Origin of the sequence: Streptomyces sp. NPDC088794, assembly GCF_044750545.1 — a bacterium.
Classification (GTDB): Bacteria; Actinomycetota; Actinomycetes; order Streptomycetales; family Streptomycetaceae; genus Streptomyces.
Window position 1 is genome coordinate 314,141 of the sequence record NZ_JBIVKB010000007.1, and the last position, 13,595, is coordinate 327,735.

Consider the following 13,595-nt stretch of genomic DNA (forward strand, 5'->3'; position numbering starts at 1 on the left):
CCCGGCAGGGGCCCACTGTTGTTCACCGGTGGTGCCAACCGCTAACCGCTCGTACCGCCGAAGAAGTTGGTCCCGCCGTCGTTGCCGTTGCCGTTGTTCACGGCGATCAGGTTGACCGCGGAGCCCTTGTCGACCGTGTTGCCCTGGCCCGGGTCCGAGGAGATGACGATCGCGTTGTCGTCGTTCGAGCCCTGGATGTTGCCGACCACCAGACCCGCGTTGGCCAGCAACTGCTTGACGTCGCCGAGCCGCTGGTTCTGGATCTGTGGGACCTGGACCTGTTCCGGCTGCTTGGCCTTGCCGATCTTGATGTTGACCGTCGAGTTCTTGTCGACCTGGGTGCCCACCTGCGGGTCGGTCGAGATGACCTTGCCGACCTTGTTGTTGTCGTCGGTCTCCTCGTCGACGCAGGTGCCGACCAGGTTGTTGGCCGTCATCTGGGCCTTGGCCGCATCACAGCTCTGGCCGACCACGTCGGGCACCGTGGACTTCGCCTCGGCCTTCGCGATCGTCAGTGTGATCGTCGAGCCCTTCTCGACTTCCTTGCCGAGCCCCGGGTTCTGCTCCAGGACCGTGTTCGGGTCCTCCGTGGACACCTGGGTCTTGGTCTTGATGACGAACTTGTAGTCGTCGCCCTCAAGGATGTCCGTCGCCTCGTCGAGGCTCTTGCCCAGGACACTCGGTACAGCGACCTTCGGGGCGCCGGTCGAGACCACGAGGCTGACCGCGGTCCCCTTCTTGATGGTGGTGCCGCTCGCCGGGCTCGAGGAGCAGACCGTGCCCTTGGCCTGGTCGGCGCAGGGCTTCTTGGTGACGTCCCCGAGCTTCAGCTCACTGTTGGTCAGTTGTTTCTCGGCGTCCGCCTGGGACAGGCTGACGAGGTTCGGCACGGGCACCTCGTCGTTGCCGACGTTGTTCCCGCCGAACGCCCACTTGCCGATCAGGATCGCGCCCACCAGCACCAGAACGCCCGCCACGACCAGCAGGATCGTCGAGGTGTTCGACTTCTTCTGGCGGCGCCGGTCCGGCCGGTCGTCGTAGCCGTAGCCACCGTCGTCCGGGTTCATCGGCGGCAGCATCGACGTCGCGCCGGCGTCCTGGGCGCGCAGCGCCGTGGTCGCCTGGTCGTCGCCGTAACCGCCGTAGCCCACCGAACCCATCGCCGCCGTGGCCGCGACCGGCTGGCCGTCGAGGCAGGCCTCGATGTCCATGCGCATCTCGTCGGCCGACTGGTAGCGGTAGTTCGGGTCCTTGACCAGCGCCTTGAGGACGATCGCGTCCATCTCGGGCGTGATCTCGGGGTCGAAGACCGACGGCGGCTGCGGCTCCTCGCGCACGTGCTGGTAAGCGACCGCGACCGGGGAGTCGCCCACGAACGGCGGGCGGACCGTGAGGAGTTCGTAGAGCAGACAGCCCGTGGAGTAGAGGTCCGAGCGGGCGTCGACCTGCTCGCCCTTGGCCTGCTCCGGCGAGAGGTACTGAGCCGTACCTATCACCGCGGAGGTCTGGGTCATCGTCATGCCGGAGTCGCCCATCGCGCGGGCGATGCCGAAGTCCATGACCTTGACCTGGCCGTTGCGGGTGAGCATGACGTTGGCGGGCTTGATGTCGCGGTGGACGATGCCGGCGCGGTGGGAGTACTCCAGGGCCTGGAGGATCCCGATGGTCATCTCCAGGGTGCGCTCGGGCAGCAGCCTGCGGCCCGAGTGCAGCAGTTCGCGCAGCGTGGACCCGTCGACGTACTCCATCACGATGTACGGGATCGAGACCCCGTCGATGTAGTCCTCGCCCGTGTCGTAGACCGCGACGATCGCGGGATGGTTGAGCGAGGCGGCCGACTGGGCCTCCCGGCGGAAGCGGGCCTGGAAGGACGGGTCGCGCGCGAGGTCGGCGCGTAGCGTCTTCACCGCCACGGTGCGGCCGAGGCGGGTGTCATGGGCGAGGTAGACCTCTGCCATGCCACCGCGACCGAGCACCTGGCCCAGCTCGTACCGGCCGCCTAGGCGACGCGGCTCTTCCATAGTTCCCTACCAGCCCTCTCCGTCGGTCCCGACCGGCACGGCTGTGCGGTCGGAGGCTGCCGTCCGGGCCTACCGTACCCGGCTGGCTTTGTGTGATCTGGCCAAGCCCGTCACCCGATACAGGACCGGTATCGCAACGTGCACCGATGTGAAGGGGAGGTGAGCGGCGTCACTTCTTGGAGTTGATGACCGCCTCCATCACACTCTTCGCGATCGGCGCCGCGAGGCCACCGCCGGAGATGTCGTCACGGACGGCGTTGTCGTCCTCGATCACGACCGCGACGGCGACCGGCGTGCTGCCGTCGCCGAGCTTGGCGTAGGAGATGAACCACGCGTAGGGGTTCTCGCTGTTCTCCACACCGTGCTGCGCGGTACCGGTCTTGCCGCCGACCGTCACGCCGTCGCCGATCTGCGCGTTCTTGCCGGTGCCGTCCTTGACGACCGTCTCCATCATCGACTGCAGGATCTGCGCGTTCTCCGACGACAGGGGCTGGCTCAACTCCTCGGGGTCGGTCTGCGCGATCGTGTCGACGTTGGAGGACTGGAGCTTGTCGACCATGTACGGCTTCATCAGCTTGCCGTCGTTGGCGACCGCGGAGGCGACCATGGCCATCTGCAGCGGGGTCGCGGCGGTGTTGAACTGGCCGATCGAGGAGAGCGCGGTCTGCGAGGAGTTCATGTCGTCGGAGAAGACCGAGGCGCTGGAGCGGACCGGCGTGAACTGCTCCTGGTCGAAGCCGAACTTCTTCGCCTCCGCCAGCATCTTGTCGTTGCCGAGGTCGGAGCCGATCTTGCCGAAGACGGTGTTGCAGGAGTACTGCAGCGCGACCCTCATCGTCGCGTTCTTGCAGGGGATGTTCCCCTCGTTCTTCAGCTCGGTCGTGGTGCCCTTCATGATGTAGGGCAGCGGCGAGTCGGTCTTCTCCTCGGCCGACTTGTACAGGCCGTTCTCCAGCGCGGCGGCGGCGGTGACCACCTTGAAGGTGGAGCCCGGCGGGTAGGTCTCGCGCAGCGCCCGGTTGAGCATCGGGTCGTCGGGGTTGTTCTTCTTCTGGAGCTTGGTCCAGTTCTTGGAGTCCACGTCTGTGGAGTTCCCGGCGAACGACGACGGGTCGTACGAGGGGTACGAGGCCAGCGCCAGGATCTTGCCGGTGGCCGGGTCGAGCGCGGCGACCGCGCCCTTGCCGCCCTGCTTCTTCAGACCGTCGTAGGCGGCCTTCTGGGCGGCGCCGTTCAGCGTGGTGACGACGTTGCCGCCGGCCTTTTCCTTGCCCGTGATCATGTCCAGGGTGTTGCGGAAGAAGAGCCGGTCGTCGTCGCCGGTGAGGATGCCGTCCTCGATGGACTCCAGCTGGTTGGCGCCGAAGGCCTGGGAGGCGTACCCAGTGACCGGCGCCCACATGGCGCCGTTCTTGTAAGTGCGCTTGTACTCAAGGTCGTTGAGCCCCGACTTGCTGGTCTTGGTGGAGCCGGTGATCGGCTCGCCGTCGACGATGATGTCGCCTCGCGGGGTGGAGTAGCGCGCGATGGTGACACGGCGGTTCTTCGGATCGTCCTTGAGGCTGTCGGCCTTGACGTACTGGAGCCAGTTGTCACGCGCGAGCAGCGCGAGGACCAACAGGCCGCAGAAAATCGCGATCCGGCGCAGGGGCTTGTTCATGACGGGCGGACCACCTGGGTCATCTCGGCGTCGGGGTTGGCGGCGGGGGCGGGCGCCGGTCGTCTGGCGGTGTCGGAGATGCGGATGAGGATGCCGATCAGCGCCCAGTTGGCCAGTACGGAGGAGCCGCCGTAGGCCAGGAACGGCATGGTCATACCGGTCAGCGGGATCAGGCCCATCACACCGCCGGCCACCACGAAGACCTGGAGGGCGAAGGCGCCGGACAGGCCCACGGCGAGCAGCTTGCCGAACGGGTCGCGGGCGGCGAGGGCGGTACGCACGCCGCGTTCCACGATCAGGCCATAGATGAGCAGGATCGCCATGATGCCGGCCAGGCCGAGTTCCTCGCCGAAGGTGGCCAGGACGAAGTCGGAGTTGGCGGCGAACCGGATCAGATCGGAGTGGCCCTGGCCCAGACCGCTGCCGAGGGTGCCGCCGGAGCCGAAGGCCCACAGGGCCTGCATCGACTGCTCGGAGTGGCCGACGACGCCTGCCTGGCTGAGCTTGTACTCCTTCATCGGGTCGAGCCACGCCTGGACACGCTGCTGGACGTGCGGTTCGAAGCTGGCCACGCCGACCGCGCCGGCCGCGGACATCAGCAGACCGAAGACGATCCAGCTGGTCCGCTCGGTGGCGACGTACAGCATGATGACGAACATTCCGAAGAACAGCAGCGAGGTGCCGAGGTCGGTCTCGAAGACCAGGATGAGGATCGAGATCGCCCAGACGACCAGGATGGGGCCGAGGTCGCGGCCGCGCGGCAGGTACAGGCCCATGAAGCGGCGGCTGGCGAGAGCCAGGGCGTCACGCTTCACCATGAGGTAGCCGGCGAAGAAGATGGCGAGGAGGATCTTCGCGAACTCGCCGGGCTGCAGGGAGCCGAGGCCGGGGACCCGGATCCAGATCTTCGCGCCGTAGATGTTGGCCCCGAGTCCGGGCACCAACGGCAGCAGGAGCAGCACCAGGGCGGCGAACATGGAGATGTACGTGTAGCGCTGGAGGACGCGGTGGTCCTTCAGGAAGATCAGCACGACGACGAACAGGGCGATGCCCATCGCGGTGTACAGCAGCTGGCGGGGCGCGGCCTGGACGTAGTTGGGCAGCGACTGGAGCAGCTTCGACTGGTCCAGTCGCCAGATGACGACGAGTCCGAGCCCGTTGAGGAGCGTGGCCAGGGGCAGCAGCAGGGGATCCGCGTACGGGGCGAACTTGCGTACCGCGAGATGCCCGATGGCGGCCAGCAGACCCAGGCCCAGGCCGTAGCTCAGCAGACCCGCCGGCACCTGGTCGTCGATGGCCAGCCCCACGTTGGCGTAGGCGAAGACCGGGATGACGACGGCGAACACGAGCATGGCGAGCTCGGTGTTGCGTCTGCTCGGCGCTCCGATCGCGCCGATCGTGGACGTGTGGTGCGTCGGTTGGTTGGTAGTACTGCTCATCGTGTGACGGGGCCTCTCACGGCTTGCCTACTGCTTACCGCACAGCGAGACGACCTTCTGCTCCTCCTCCGAGAGGCTGGGGCCGGGGCTGGGGGTCGGGGCGGTCGCTGATGTGGACGGGTTCGGTGAGGTCGAGGGGCTCGGCGTGGCCTTGGACGTGAGTGAGGTGTTTGTGGTTCCCGTGGTCCCACCCGCCTCGCCCGTACCGGTCTTCGAGCTGTTCTCGCTCTCGGCGGCCTCGCGCTCCGACTCCTTCTTGCAGGCGGAGGCCTGCACGGAGAGCTCGTCGACCTTCGACTGGGCGTCCTTCAGCCCGCCTTCGGCGATCGTGGCCTTGACCTGCTTCTGCTGGTAGGGCGGCAGGTACTTGAGTTCGATCTCGGGGTGGTCCTTCTGCACCTTCGAGAGCGAGACCCAGGCCAGGTCCTGGCTGATGCCCCGGTACAGCGCGACGTGTTCGCCCTTGGTGCCGACGTAGTACTGGTTCTGCGTCCAGCGGTAACCGCCGTACAGGCCACCGCCGATGACGGCGAGCGCGAGCACGCTGTAGAAGGATCTCTTGAGCCACTTGCGGCCCTTGCCGGGCTTGACGAAGTCCTCGTCGGAGTAGTCGCCGAAGCCGCCCGCGGGCACGTAGCCGGTGGTGTCGCCGGAGCCGGGCGGGCCGAACTCGCCGCCCCCGCCCTGGCCGTGACCCTGGCGGCCGAGCCCGGAGGCGCGGCCGGCCGGGGTCTGCATGATGCCGTTGTCGTGCTGCTGGTGCTGATGCTGGTTCTCGGCGACCGCGCCGACCACGACCGGGGTGTCGGAGAGCTGCCCGGCGAGGGTGTCTCCGGTGTCGAGGTCGAGGACGTCGGCGATGATCACCGTGATGTTGTCGGGGCCGCCGCCGCGCAGCGCGAGCTGGATCAGCTCCTGCACGGTCTCCTGGGGGCCCTGGTAGCTGGCGAGGGTGTCCTCCAGGGTCTGGTGGGACACCACCCCGGACAGACCGTCGGAGCAGATCAAGTAGCGGTCGCCGGCCCGGACTTCACGGATGGAGAGGTCGGGCTCGACATGGTCGCCACTGCCCAGCGCGCGCATCAGCAGGGAGCGCTGCGGGTGGGTGGTGGCCTCCTCCTCGGTGATCCGGCCCTCGTCGACCAGCCGCTGCACCCAGGTGTGGTCCTGCGTGATCTGCGTCAGCACGCCGTCGCGCAGCAGGTACGCGCGCGAGTCGCCGACGTGGACGAGGCCCAGCCGCTGGCCGGTCCACAGCAGGGCGGTGAGCGTGGTGCCCATGCCCTCCAGCTGGGGGTCCTCCTCGACCATCATGCGCAGCTGGTCGTTGGCCCGCTGCACGGCCGTGCCCAGGGAGGTGAGGATGTCGGAGCCCGGTACGTCGTCGTCGAGCGCCACGATGACGGAGATGGCCTCGGAGGAGGCGACCTCACCGGCGGCGGCGCCGCCCATGCCGTCGGCGATGGCGAGCAGGCGCGGACCGGCGTATCCGGAGTCCTCGTTGCCCTCCCGGATCATGCCTTTGTGCGATCCGGCGGCGAAGCGCAGTGACAGACTCATGCGCACCTCGCCCGTCGGCTCCGGGTACATCCGCACGGTGCCCACCCTCCGGTCGGGAGCGCGCCGGGGCCCGTGGTGGGGGCCACCGCTGCGTGCTCGCTCCGCTCGCTCATTGTCGTATCTACTTCCGCAGCTCGATGACGGTCTTGCCGATGCGGATCGGCGCGCCCAGCGGAATCGGCGTGGGGGTAGTCAGCCGGCTCCGGTCGAGATACGTGCCGTTGGTGGAGCCCAGGTCCTCGACGATCCACTGGCCGTCGCGGTCCGGATAGATCCTGGCATGGCGGCTGGAGGCGTAGTCGTCGTCCAGCACGATCGTGCTGTCGTGCGCCCGGCCCAGGGTGATGGTCTGGCCCTGCAGCGCGACGGTGGTGCCGGTGAGGATGCCCTCGCTCACCACGAGCTTGGTCGGTGCGTTGCGTCGCTGGCGGCCGCCGGCCTGCTGACGCTGCGGTGGGGGCGCGGCCTGCTGGCGGGCGGGCTGTTGCTGGCGCCCGGCCTCCCGGCGGGACCCGCGCTGGGTGACCCGCGTTCCGAACAGGTCGCTGCGGATGACCTGCACGGCCACGATCACGAACAGCCATAGAACGGCCAGAAATCCTAGCCGCATGACCGTCAGGGTCAGCTCTGACATTGCCCCCGCTTCACCCTTCGGCTTGCCGGTAAACGATGGTGGTCTGGCCCACGACGATCCGCGAGCCGTCGCGGAGCGTAGCGCGGGTGGTGTGCTGCCCGTCCACCACGATGCCGTTGGTGGACCCGAGATCCTGGACGGTAGAGGGCGATCCGGTCCGGATCTCGCAGTGCCGGCGGGATACTCCGGGGTCGTCGATCCGCACGTCGGCCTCGGTGCTGCGGCCCAGCACCAGCGTCGCGCGGGAGATCTGATGGCGGGTGCCGTTGATCTCGATCCAGTGGCGGGTACGGGAGCCGGGCGCCGGAGCGCCGACCGGGCCGCCGCCCGCGCGCGGGGCCTGCTGCGGGGAGCCGTACCCACCGGGGCGCGCGCCGCCGGGCGGCGGCCCGGCGGGCATCGGCGGGGCGGCCGCGGGTGCGGCGGCCGGCGGGTAGCCGTAACCGCCGCCGGGCCGGCCGGCCGCGGGCGGAGCCGCCGGGGCGGCGCTGCCGGGGGCCTGCTGGTTGGTGGAGGAGGCGAGCGTACGGCTGCGCACCCGGTACAGACCGGTGTCGAGGTCGTCCGCCTTCTCCAGGTTGACCTTGATCGGTCCCATGAAGGCGTACCGCTGCTGCTTGGCGTAGTCGCGCACCATGCCGGCCAGTTCGTCGCCGAGTTGGCCGGAGTAGGGGCTGAGCCGCTCGAAGTCCGGCGCGCTCAGCTCCACGATGAAGTCGTTGGGCACCACGGTCCGGTCGCGGTTCCAGATGGTCGCGTTGTTGTCGCACTCACGCTGCAGCGCGCCCGCGATCTCCACCGGCTGGACCTCGGACTTGAACACCTTGGCGAAGGTGCCGTTGACCAGACCTTCGAGGCGTTGCTCGAACTTCTTCAGGACTCCCATGGGGCACCTCCTCCGTCTCTGCCGTCCTGGGCACTGCGTACTTGGTACTGCTTACTGATCGTATCCACGCGCCGCTGAATCGGCTGGTTCCCCCTGTCGGCCCTGTCGACGGGTGTCGACGCCTGCGAAGTTCCCTGCGGAGCCCTGTTTCGAACTCCCGCGGTGCACTCCCCTGGCGAACTCCTCCCGCGTACTCCTCGTCGCATCCTCTGGCAAGGATCGTAGAGGCGGCCGCAGACCAGTGTCCCGCACCTGACTGTGCGCCCGGCCCGGCTCCTGGGGAGACGGGCCGGACCGGTACGAGGTTGATACGTGAACAGCCGCACATTGATACGGAGCCAGGGAACTTTTGGATCACTCGCCGACCACACCGCCCGGTGGCGGTCCGGAGGTGCCTTCGACGACTGCCCTGGTCGTCGGCTGCCCCCGGATAAGGGATGTGAACCCACCCCTGCCCCCGTGCTAATCTTCTGCATGTCGGAAGGCGCCAACCCCTTGGGGAAAAGCCCGAGGACACACCCAATGCGCGGGTGGCGGAATAGGCAGACGCGCTGGATTCAGGTTCCAGTGCCCGAAAGGGCGTGGGGGTTCAACTCCCCCCTCGCGCACCAGTCGAAGGCCCCCAAGTCTCAGGACTTGGGGGCCTTCGCGTTGTCCGGGGGCGGTGTGAGCCGTATTACCTGGTGAGGACAATCACACGGCTTCGCCACCGCCCGGCGGGCGTCACGCGGCGAGGCGTTCGGCGACCGCCTTGGCCTTGGTGGCGGCCTCCTCCAGGGCGCGCTCGCGCGAGGCCTCGTAGAGGGGGACCAGCTCGGCCATCGCCGGGTTGTGCGGGGCCATGGTCAGCTCCGGGACGATGAACTCGACGTCCAGGGCGAGGGTTCCGGTGAGGACCGCCGCGAGGTAGTTCTGCACGTACTCGTTCTGTTCGCGCGGGGTGCCGGGGGCGTAGGAACCGCCGCGGCTGGCGACCACGGTGACCGGGGTGCCGGCGATCTTCGAGTCCTCGGTGCCGGCGGTGCGGCCCATCAGGATCACGTTGTCCAGCCAGGCCTTGAGGGTCGAGGGGATCGCGAAGTTGTACATCGGGGCGCCGATCAGCACGGCGTCCGCCTCCTCCAGCTCCTCGATCAGCCGCAGCCGCGCGGCGAACGCGGCGGCCTGCTCGGGGGTGTGCGTGGCCGGATCCGCGAAGCCCGCGGTGTGGGAGTCGGCGGTGATGTGCGGCACCGGGTTCACGGAGAGGTCGCGGTGGATCACCGTGCCCTCCGGGTGCTGCTCCTCCCAGGCCTTGCGGAAGGCCTCCGTGACGGCCCGGGAGGCGGAGGCCTCGGCCGGGAACACGGAGGAGTCGATGTGCAGGAGTGTGGGCATGGGGAGCTCCCGTAAGGTGGTGAGAATTCGTACTGGACTATTGATAACACAGTCACTTACTTTTTTTCATCCCCTCATGATGGGGGCAGTACCCTGGGGTGCATGGCGGTCGAGCAGGGTCACGATGTGGGCGCGTGCAAGCGGGTCGACGGCGGCATCACGCGCGTCTTCCAGCTGCTCGGAAAGCGCTGGACCGGCCCGATCGTGGCCGTCCTGACCGGCGGACCCGGATACTTCACCGACCTGCGCCGCGCCATCCCCGGCATCAGCGAGCGCATGCTCTCCGACCGGCTCACCGAACTCGGCGCCGCCGGCCTGCTGGTGCGCGAGGTGGACGAGGGTCCGCCGCTGCGCGTCTCCTACCGGCTGACGCCGGCCGGGGCCGCGCTGGAACCCGCGCTCAAGGAGCTCGGGGAGTGGGCGAAGGTGCACCTGCCCGAAGGGGCGCAGCCGCCGGACTGCTGACCGGTGTCCGGTTTTCCACAGGCGTGGAGTTGTCCACAGGGTCTGACGCGTTTCGGCCACCGGCTGTACGGTCTGCACGAGTTGATGTTCGTGTGCGTGCGGGGGAGGCGGTCGGTGTGACCGAAAACGGAGCGGTGACGACAGACACGGCGGGAGTCGAGGCTGCGGCGTCCGCGGCGCCTACGGCTGCTGTGGAACCGGCGGCCGCGGAGCCGACGGTGGTCGTGGTGCCGGTCGCCGCGGCGCGCAGGCTGCCGCGGGTGCCGGGGTTCGCCCACGGGCCCGCCGAGGGCTCGCCCAAGGACGAGGGCAAGGCGCTGCGCAGGCTGGTCCCGCGCGGCTCGCACGCGGCGTTCGACCTGGACGGCTCCCGGCCCACCGCGGTCGCCGCCGTCGAGGAGTCCAACCGCGGCCGCATCCCCGGGCTCACGCCGATACGGGCGGGCCGGATGGCGGCGACCCCCTTCGCGTTCCTGCGCGGCTCGGCCGGCCTCATGGCCCACGACCTCGCGCGGACCCCCATGACGAGGATCCGCGCCCAGATCTGCGGCGACGCGCACGCCGCCAACTTCGGCCTGTACGGGGACGCGCGCGGCGACCTGGTCATCGACCTGAACGACTTCGACGAGACGGTCGACGGCCCCTGGGAGTGGGACCTCAAGCGGCTCGCCGCCTCACTGGTGCTCGCGGGCCGGGAGGCCGGCGCCGACGAGGACACCTGCCGCAAGGCGGCCCACGGCGCGGTCGGCGCCTACCGCCGCACCATGCGGCTGCTGGCCAAGCTCCCGGTGCTGGACGCGTGGAACGCCATCGCGGACGAGGAGCTCGTCTCCCACACCGACGCCCACGACCTGGTCGGCACCCTGGAGAGGGTCTCCGAGAAGGCGCGGGGCAACACCAGCGGGCGGTTCGCGGCGAAGTCGACGGAGCGCACCGAGGACGGCGGCCGCCGCTTCGTGGAGGCCCCGCCCGTGCTGCGCCGCGTGCCTGACGAGGAGGCCGCCGCGGTCGCCTCCTCCCTGGAGCACTACCTGACGACGCTCTCCGAGGACCGCCTCCCGCTGCTGTCCCGGCACGCGGTGCACGACGTCGCGTTCCGGGTCGTCGGCACGGGCAGCGTGGGCACGCGCTCGTACGTGGTGCTGCTCCTGGACCACCGGGGCGAACCGCTCGTGCTCCAGGTCAAGGAGTCCCGCCCGTCCGTGCTGGTGCCGCACCTGGTGGCGGCCGGCTTCGAGACACCCACCGTCGAACACGAGGGCCGGCGCGTGGTCCTGGGCCAGAAGCGCATGCAGGTCGTCAGCGACATCCTGCTGGGCTGGACGACGGTCGACGGACTGCCCTTCCAGGTACGGCAGTTCCGCAACCGCAAGGGCAGCGTCGACCCCGCGGCCCTCGCCGCCGACCAGATCGACGACTACGGCCGCATGACCGGCGCCCTGCTGGCCCGCGCCCACTCCCACAGCGCCGACCCGCGCCTGATCTCCGGGTACTGCGGCAAGAGCGAGGAGCTGGACGAGGCCCTGGCCGACTTCGCCGTCGCCTACGCCGACCGCACGGAGGCCGACCACGCCGACCTGGTCGCCGCGGTGCGGGCGGGGAAGGTGCCGGCGGAGATGGGGGTCTGAGGGAAGTGACGGATGTGAGGAGCGCCGGGTGAAGTACGTCGACCTCGACGGGCGGGACGGTGAGGCGACCGGGGTCGTCGACCCGCGGCCCTATCTCGCGCGGTTGCCGGCGCTCGCCGACCAACTGCCGCCGGGGGCAGGCGCGTTCGCCACCGACCCCGGGCACTACGATCTCGCCGGCCGACGGTGTGTGAAGGATCTCAGGCCGCAGGCGGTGCGCCGGACCGGCGACGACGAGATCGAGATCCGCTTCGGCCACGACTGCGGGCAGCACGAGGGGGACCTCCTGGTGCGGTACGAGGGTGTCTCGCGCTTCCAGGTGGACGTCCTGGGCTTCTGCGACGTCTCGGCGCTGGGCGACGTGATCCTCGACGAACTCCTGCCGCACCCCGAGGGCTGCACCCACGAGATCGCCTGCCGCCCGGGCACGCTGGTCGTCGCCTGCCGGGACCTGGCGGCGGAGTGGGTGGAGGCGGGGTGCTCCGGGGCGGGGACGGGCTAGGGCTGTGACCGTGCCGGTTCGCCGTGTCCGTGGTGGTGAGTGACGCGCGTGGCCCCGGTGGTTGCGGGGGCCTGGGACCGGTGTCGGGCCGTCGTCGTGAGGGCCCGTGACGGTGGGGCGGCGTGGGCGACCCGCGCGTGGCCTACGCTGAGCGGGTGACGAGCCCAGACGCTGAGCAGGGTGCCGGTGCCGCCGGTGGGGCGCAGGCGGTGCCCGAGGACGGTACGCCGCGGCCCGAGGAGCGGCTGGAGCGGGCCGTGCGGGCCGCCGAACAGGCATTGATCGAGTACGAGATCGCGGTCGAGACCTTTCGTATCGAGGTCGAGAACTTCTCCCGGCTGCACCACCAGAAGCTCGGGCCGATGTACACCCGCCTCGACGAGCTGGACGCGGAGATCGCCGAGGCGAAGGCCGCCCGCACCGGCGACCCCGAGGATGTGCGCAAGGCGGACGAGGCGCGGGCCCGGGTGATGCCGATGCCCGGCGTCGAGGAGCTGTTCAACGGCTGGATGGACGGGGACGGACTGTTCCCGGAGGCGGCCGCGATGCTCACCGACCAGCCGGTGCGGCCCCCGCAGCGGGTGCGCCCCAGCGACGAGGCCCGCAAGCTCTACCGCGAACTGGCCCGCAAGGCCCACCCCGACCTGTCGACGGACGAGTCCGAGCGGGCCCGGCGCGAGGAGTTCATCACCCGCGTCAACGCCGCCTACGCGCGCGGCGACGAGCCGCTGCTGCGCGAACTGGCCGCGGAGTGGGCCAAGGGACCGGAGCCCGAGCAGCGCGGCCCGAGCCCCAGCGAGGAGCTCTACGCCCGCCTCGAATGGCTCGCCCGCCGCAAGGAACTCCTCGCCCTGGTCGCCAAGGAGCTAGAGGACGGGCCGATCGGCTCGATGCTGCGGATGGCGCCCGACGATCCGGACCACCTGCTGGACGAGATCGCCGAGCAGCTGCTGGCGCAGGTCGCCGAGCGGGAGCGGGAGTTGGCGGAGCTGGTCGGGTAGCCACCGGGCCGGCCCGACGGCGGGCGAAGCAACCGGCCCGGCATGGTGTCGGGCGCGTCGGGTAGCGTCGGGGCATGCATTTTGGAGCTGGTGTGCCCACGGTCGAGGTCGGGGATCTCAGGGACGGCGACTTCCTGCTCGACGTCCGTGAGGACGACGAGTGGGAGGCGGGGCACGCGGAAGGTGCCCTGCACATCCCGATCAGTGAGTTCGTGGCCCGGTACGGCGAGCTGACCGAGGCCGCGCCGCAGGACGGCAAGGTCAATGTGATCTGCCGTTCCGGCGGGCGTTCGGCGCAGGTCACGACGTATCTGGTCCAGCAGGGCATCGACGCCGTGAACGTCGACGGCGGCATGCAGGTGTGGGCCGCGGCGGGCCGGCCCGTCGTGACGGACGACGGCGGGACCGGGTTCGTCCTCTAG

General features: G+C 69.7%; 12 protein-coding genes and 1 tRNA gene. 6 read left to right on the forward strand and 7 right to left on the reverse strand.

The window, feature by feature from the left end; genetic code table 11:
* Positions 1 to 41 precede the first annotated feature (41 nt).
* The 6 genes from pknB to ACIP6U_RS22160 all read right to left on the reverse strand — a co-directional run bounded on the left by pknB (position 42) and on the right by ACIP6U_RS22160 (position 8,200).
* On the reverse strand, positions 42 to 2,021 hold the full coding sequence (gene pknB / locus ACIP6U_RS22135) for a Stk1 family PASTA domain-containing Ser/Thr kinase (protein ID WP_401720321.1): 1,980 nt from the start codon (positions 2,019 to 2,021) through the stop codon (positions 42 to 44).
* Positions 2,022 to 2,190: 169 nt separating this feature from the next.
* Positions 2,191 to 3,681: a peptidoglycan D,D-transpeptidase FtsI family protein gene (locus ACIP6U_RS22140; protein ID WP_401720324.1), complete on the reverse strand. Its 1,491-nt coding sequence runs from the start codon at positions 3,679 to 3,681 to the stop codon at positions 2,191 to 2,193.
* Positions 3,678 to 5,120: an FtsW/RodA/SpoVE family cell cycle protein gene (locus tag ACIP6U_RS22145; RefSeq protein ID WP_401720327.1), complete on the reverse strand. Its 1,443-nt coding sequence runs from the start codon at positions 5,118 to 5,120 to the stop codon at positions 3,678 to 3,680. Before ACIP6U_RS22145 ends, ACIP6U_RS22140 begins: the two co-directional genes overlap by 4 nt.
* Before the next feature lie 27 nt (positions 5,121 to 5,147).
* The gene (locus ACIP6U_RS22150) at positions 5,148 to 6,710 is read right to left on the reverse strand and encodes a Stp1/IreP family PP2C-type Ser/Thr phosphatase (protein WP_401720605.1); all 1,563 of its coding nucleotides are present in this window, start codon (positions 6,708 to 6,710) and stop codon (positions 5,148 to 5,150) included.
* Between the two features lie 91 nt (positions 6,711 to 6,801).
* Positions 6,802 to 7,314, reverse strand: coding sequence for an FHA domain-containing protein (locus tag ACIP6U_RS22155; RefSeq protein WP_123998936.1), 513 nt, complete (start codon positions 7,312 to 7,314; stop codon positions 6,802 to 6,804).
* A 10-nt stretch (positions 7,315 to 7,324) separates the two neighbouring features.
* Entirely contained in the window at positions 7,325 to 8,200 is an 876-nt protein-coding gene (locus tag ACIP6U_RS22160; RefSeq protein WP_401720331.1) for an FhaA domain-containing protein, read from the reverse strand.
* A gap of 524 nt (positions 8,201 to 8,724) precedes the next feature.
* Here ACIP6U_RS22160 and ACIP6U_RS22165 point away from each other — a divergent pair.
* Positions 8,725 to 8,811 (forward strand) — tRNA-Leu (locus tag ACIP6U_RS22165).
* Between the two features lie 112 nt (positions 8,812 to 8,923).
* On the opposite strand, the gene ACIP6U_RS22170 is transcribed toward ACIP6U_RS22165, so the two are convergent.
* The gene (locus ACIP6U_RS22170; protein ID WP_401720334.1) at positions 8,924 to 9,577 is read right to left on the reverse strand and encodes an FMN-dependent NADH-azoreductase; all 654 of its coding nucleotides are present in this window, start codon (positions 9,575 to 9,577) and stop codon (positions 8,924 to 8,926) included.
* Positions 9,578 to 9,679: 102 nt separating this feature from the next.
* Here ACIP6U_RS22170 and ACIP6U_RS22175 point away from each other — a divergent pair, with 102 nt between their 5' ends.
* The 5 genes from ACIP6U_RS22175 (at position 9,680) to ACIP6U_RS22195 (ending at position 13,595) form a co-directional block, all read left to right on the forward strand.
* Positions 9,680 to 10,042, forward strand: a complete 363-nt coding sequence (locus ACIP6U_RS22175) for a winged helix-turn-helix transcriptional regulator (protein WP_401720336.1) — start codon at positions 9,680 to 9,682, stop codon at positions 10,040 to 10,042.
* 191 nt (positions 10,043 to 10,233) lie between these two features.
* Positions 10,234 to 11,670, forward strand: a complete 1,437-nt coding sequence (locus tag ACIP6U_RS22180) for a DUF2252 domain-containing protein (protein ID WP_401720608.1) — start codon at positions 10,234 to 10,236, stop codon at positions 11,668 to 11,670.
* A gap of 28 nt (positions 11,671 to 11,698) precedes the next feature.
* The gene (locus tag ACIP6U_RS22185; RefSeq protein ID WP_401720339.1) at positions 11,699 to 12,172 is read left to right on the forward strand and encodes a hypothetical protein; all 474 of its coding nucleotides are present in this window, start codon (positions 11,699 to 11,701) and stop codon (positions 12,170 to 12,172) included.
* A gap of 155 nt (positions 12,173 to 12,327) precedes the next feature.
* Positions 12,328 to 13,173, forward strand: a complete 846-nt coding sequence (locus tag ACIP6U_RS22190; protein WP_401720341.1) for a J domain-containing protein — start codon at positions 12,328 to 12,330, stop codon at positions 13,171 to 13,173.
* 92 nt (positions 13,174 to 13,265) lie between these two features.
* On the forward strand, positions 13,266 to 13,595 hold the full coding sequence (locus ACIP6U_RS22195; protein WP_401720611.1) for a rhodanese-like domain-containing protein: 330 nt from the start codon (positions 13,266 to 13,268) through the stop codon (positions 13,593 to 13,595).

Excerpts from the sequence above, each read along its gene's own strand:
- pknB (WP_401720321.1), bottom strand. The coding sequence starts at position 2,021 with ATGGAAGAGCCGCGTCGCCTAGGCGGCCGGTACGAGCTGGGCCAGGTG.
- ACIP6U_RS22140 (WP_401720324.1), bottom strand. The coding sequence starts at position 3,681 with ATGAACAAGCCCCTGCGCCGGATCGCGATTTTCTGCGGCCTGTTGGTC.
- ACIP6U_RS22145 (WP_401720327.1), bottom strand. The coding sequence starts at position 5,120 with ATGAGCAGTACTACCAACCAACCGACGCACCACACGTCCACGATCGGC.
- ACIP6U_RS22150 (WP_401720605.1), bottom strand. The coding sequence starts at position 6,710 with ATGTACCCGGAGCCGACGGGCGAGGTGCGCATGAGTCTGTCACTGCGC.
- ACIP6U_RS22155 (WP_123998936.1), bottom strand. The coding sequence starts at position 7,314 with ATGTCAGAGCTGACCCTGACGGTCATGCGGCTAGGATTTCTGGCCGTT.
- ACIP6U_RS22160 (WP_401720331.1), bottom strand. The coding sequence starts at position 8,200 with ATGGGAGTCCTGAAGAAGTTCGAGCAACGCCTCGAAGGTCTGGTCAAC.
- ACIP6U_RS22170 (WP_401720334.1), bottom strand. The coding sequence starts at position 9,577 with ATGCCCACACTCCTGCACATCGACTCCTCCGTGTTCCCGGCCGAGGCC.
- ACIP6U_RS22175 (WP_401720336.1), top strand. The coding sequence starts at position 9,680 with ATGGCGGTCGAGCAGGGTCACGATGTGGGCGCGTGCAAGCGGGTCGAC.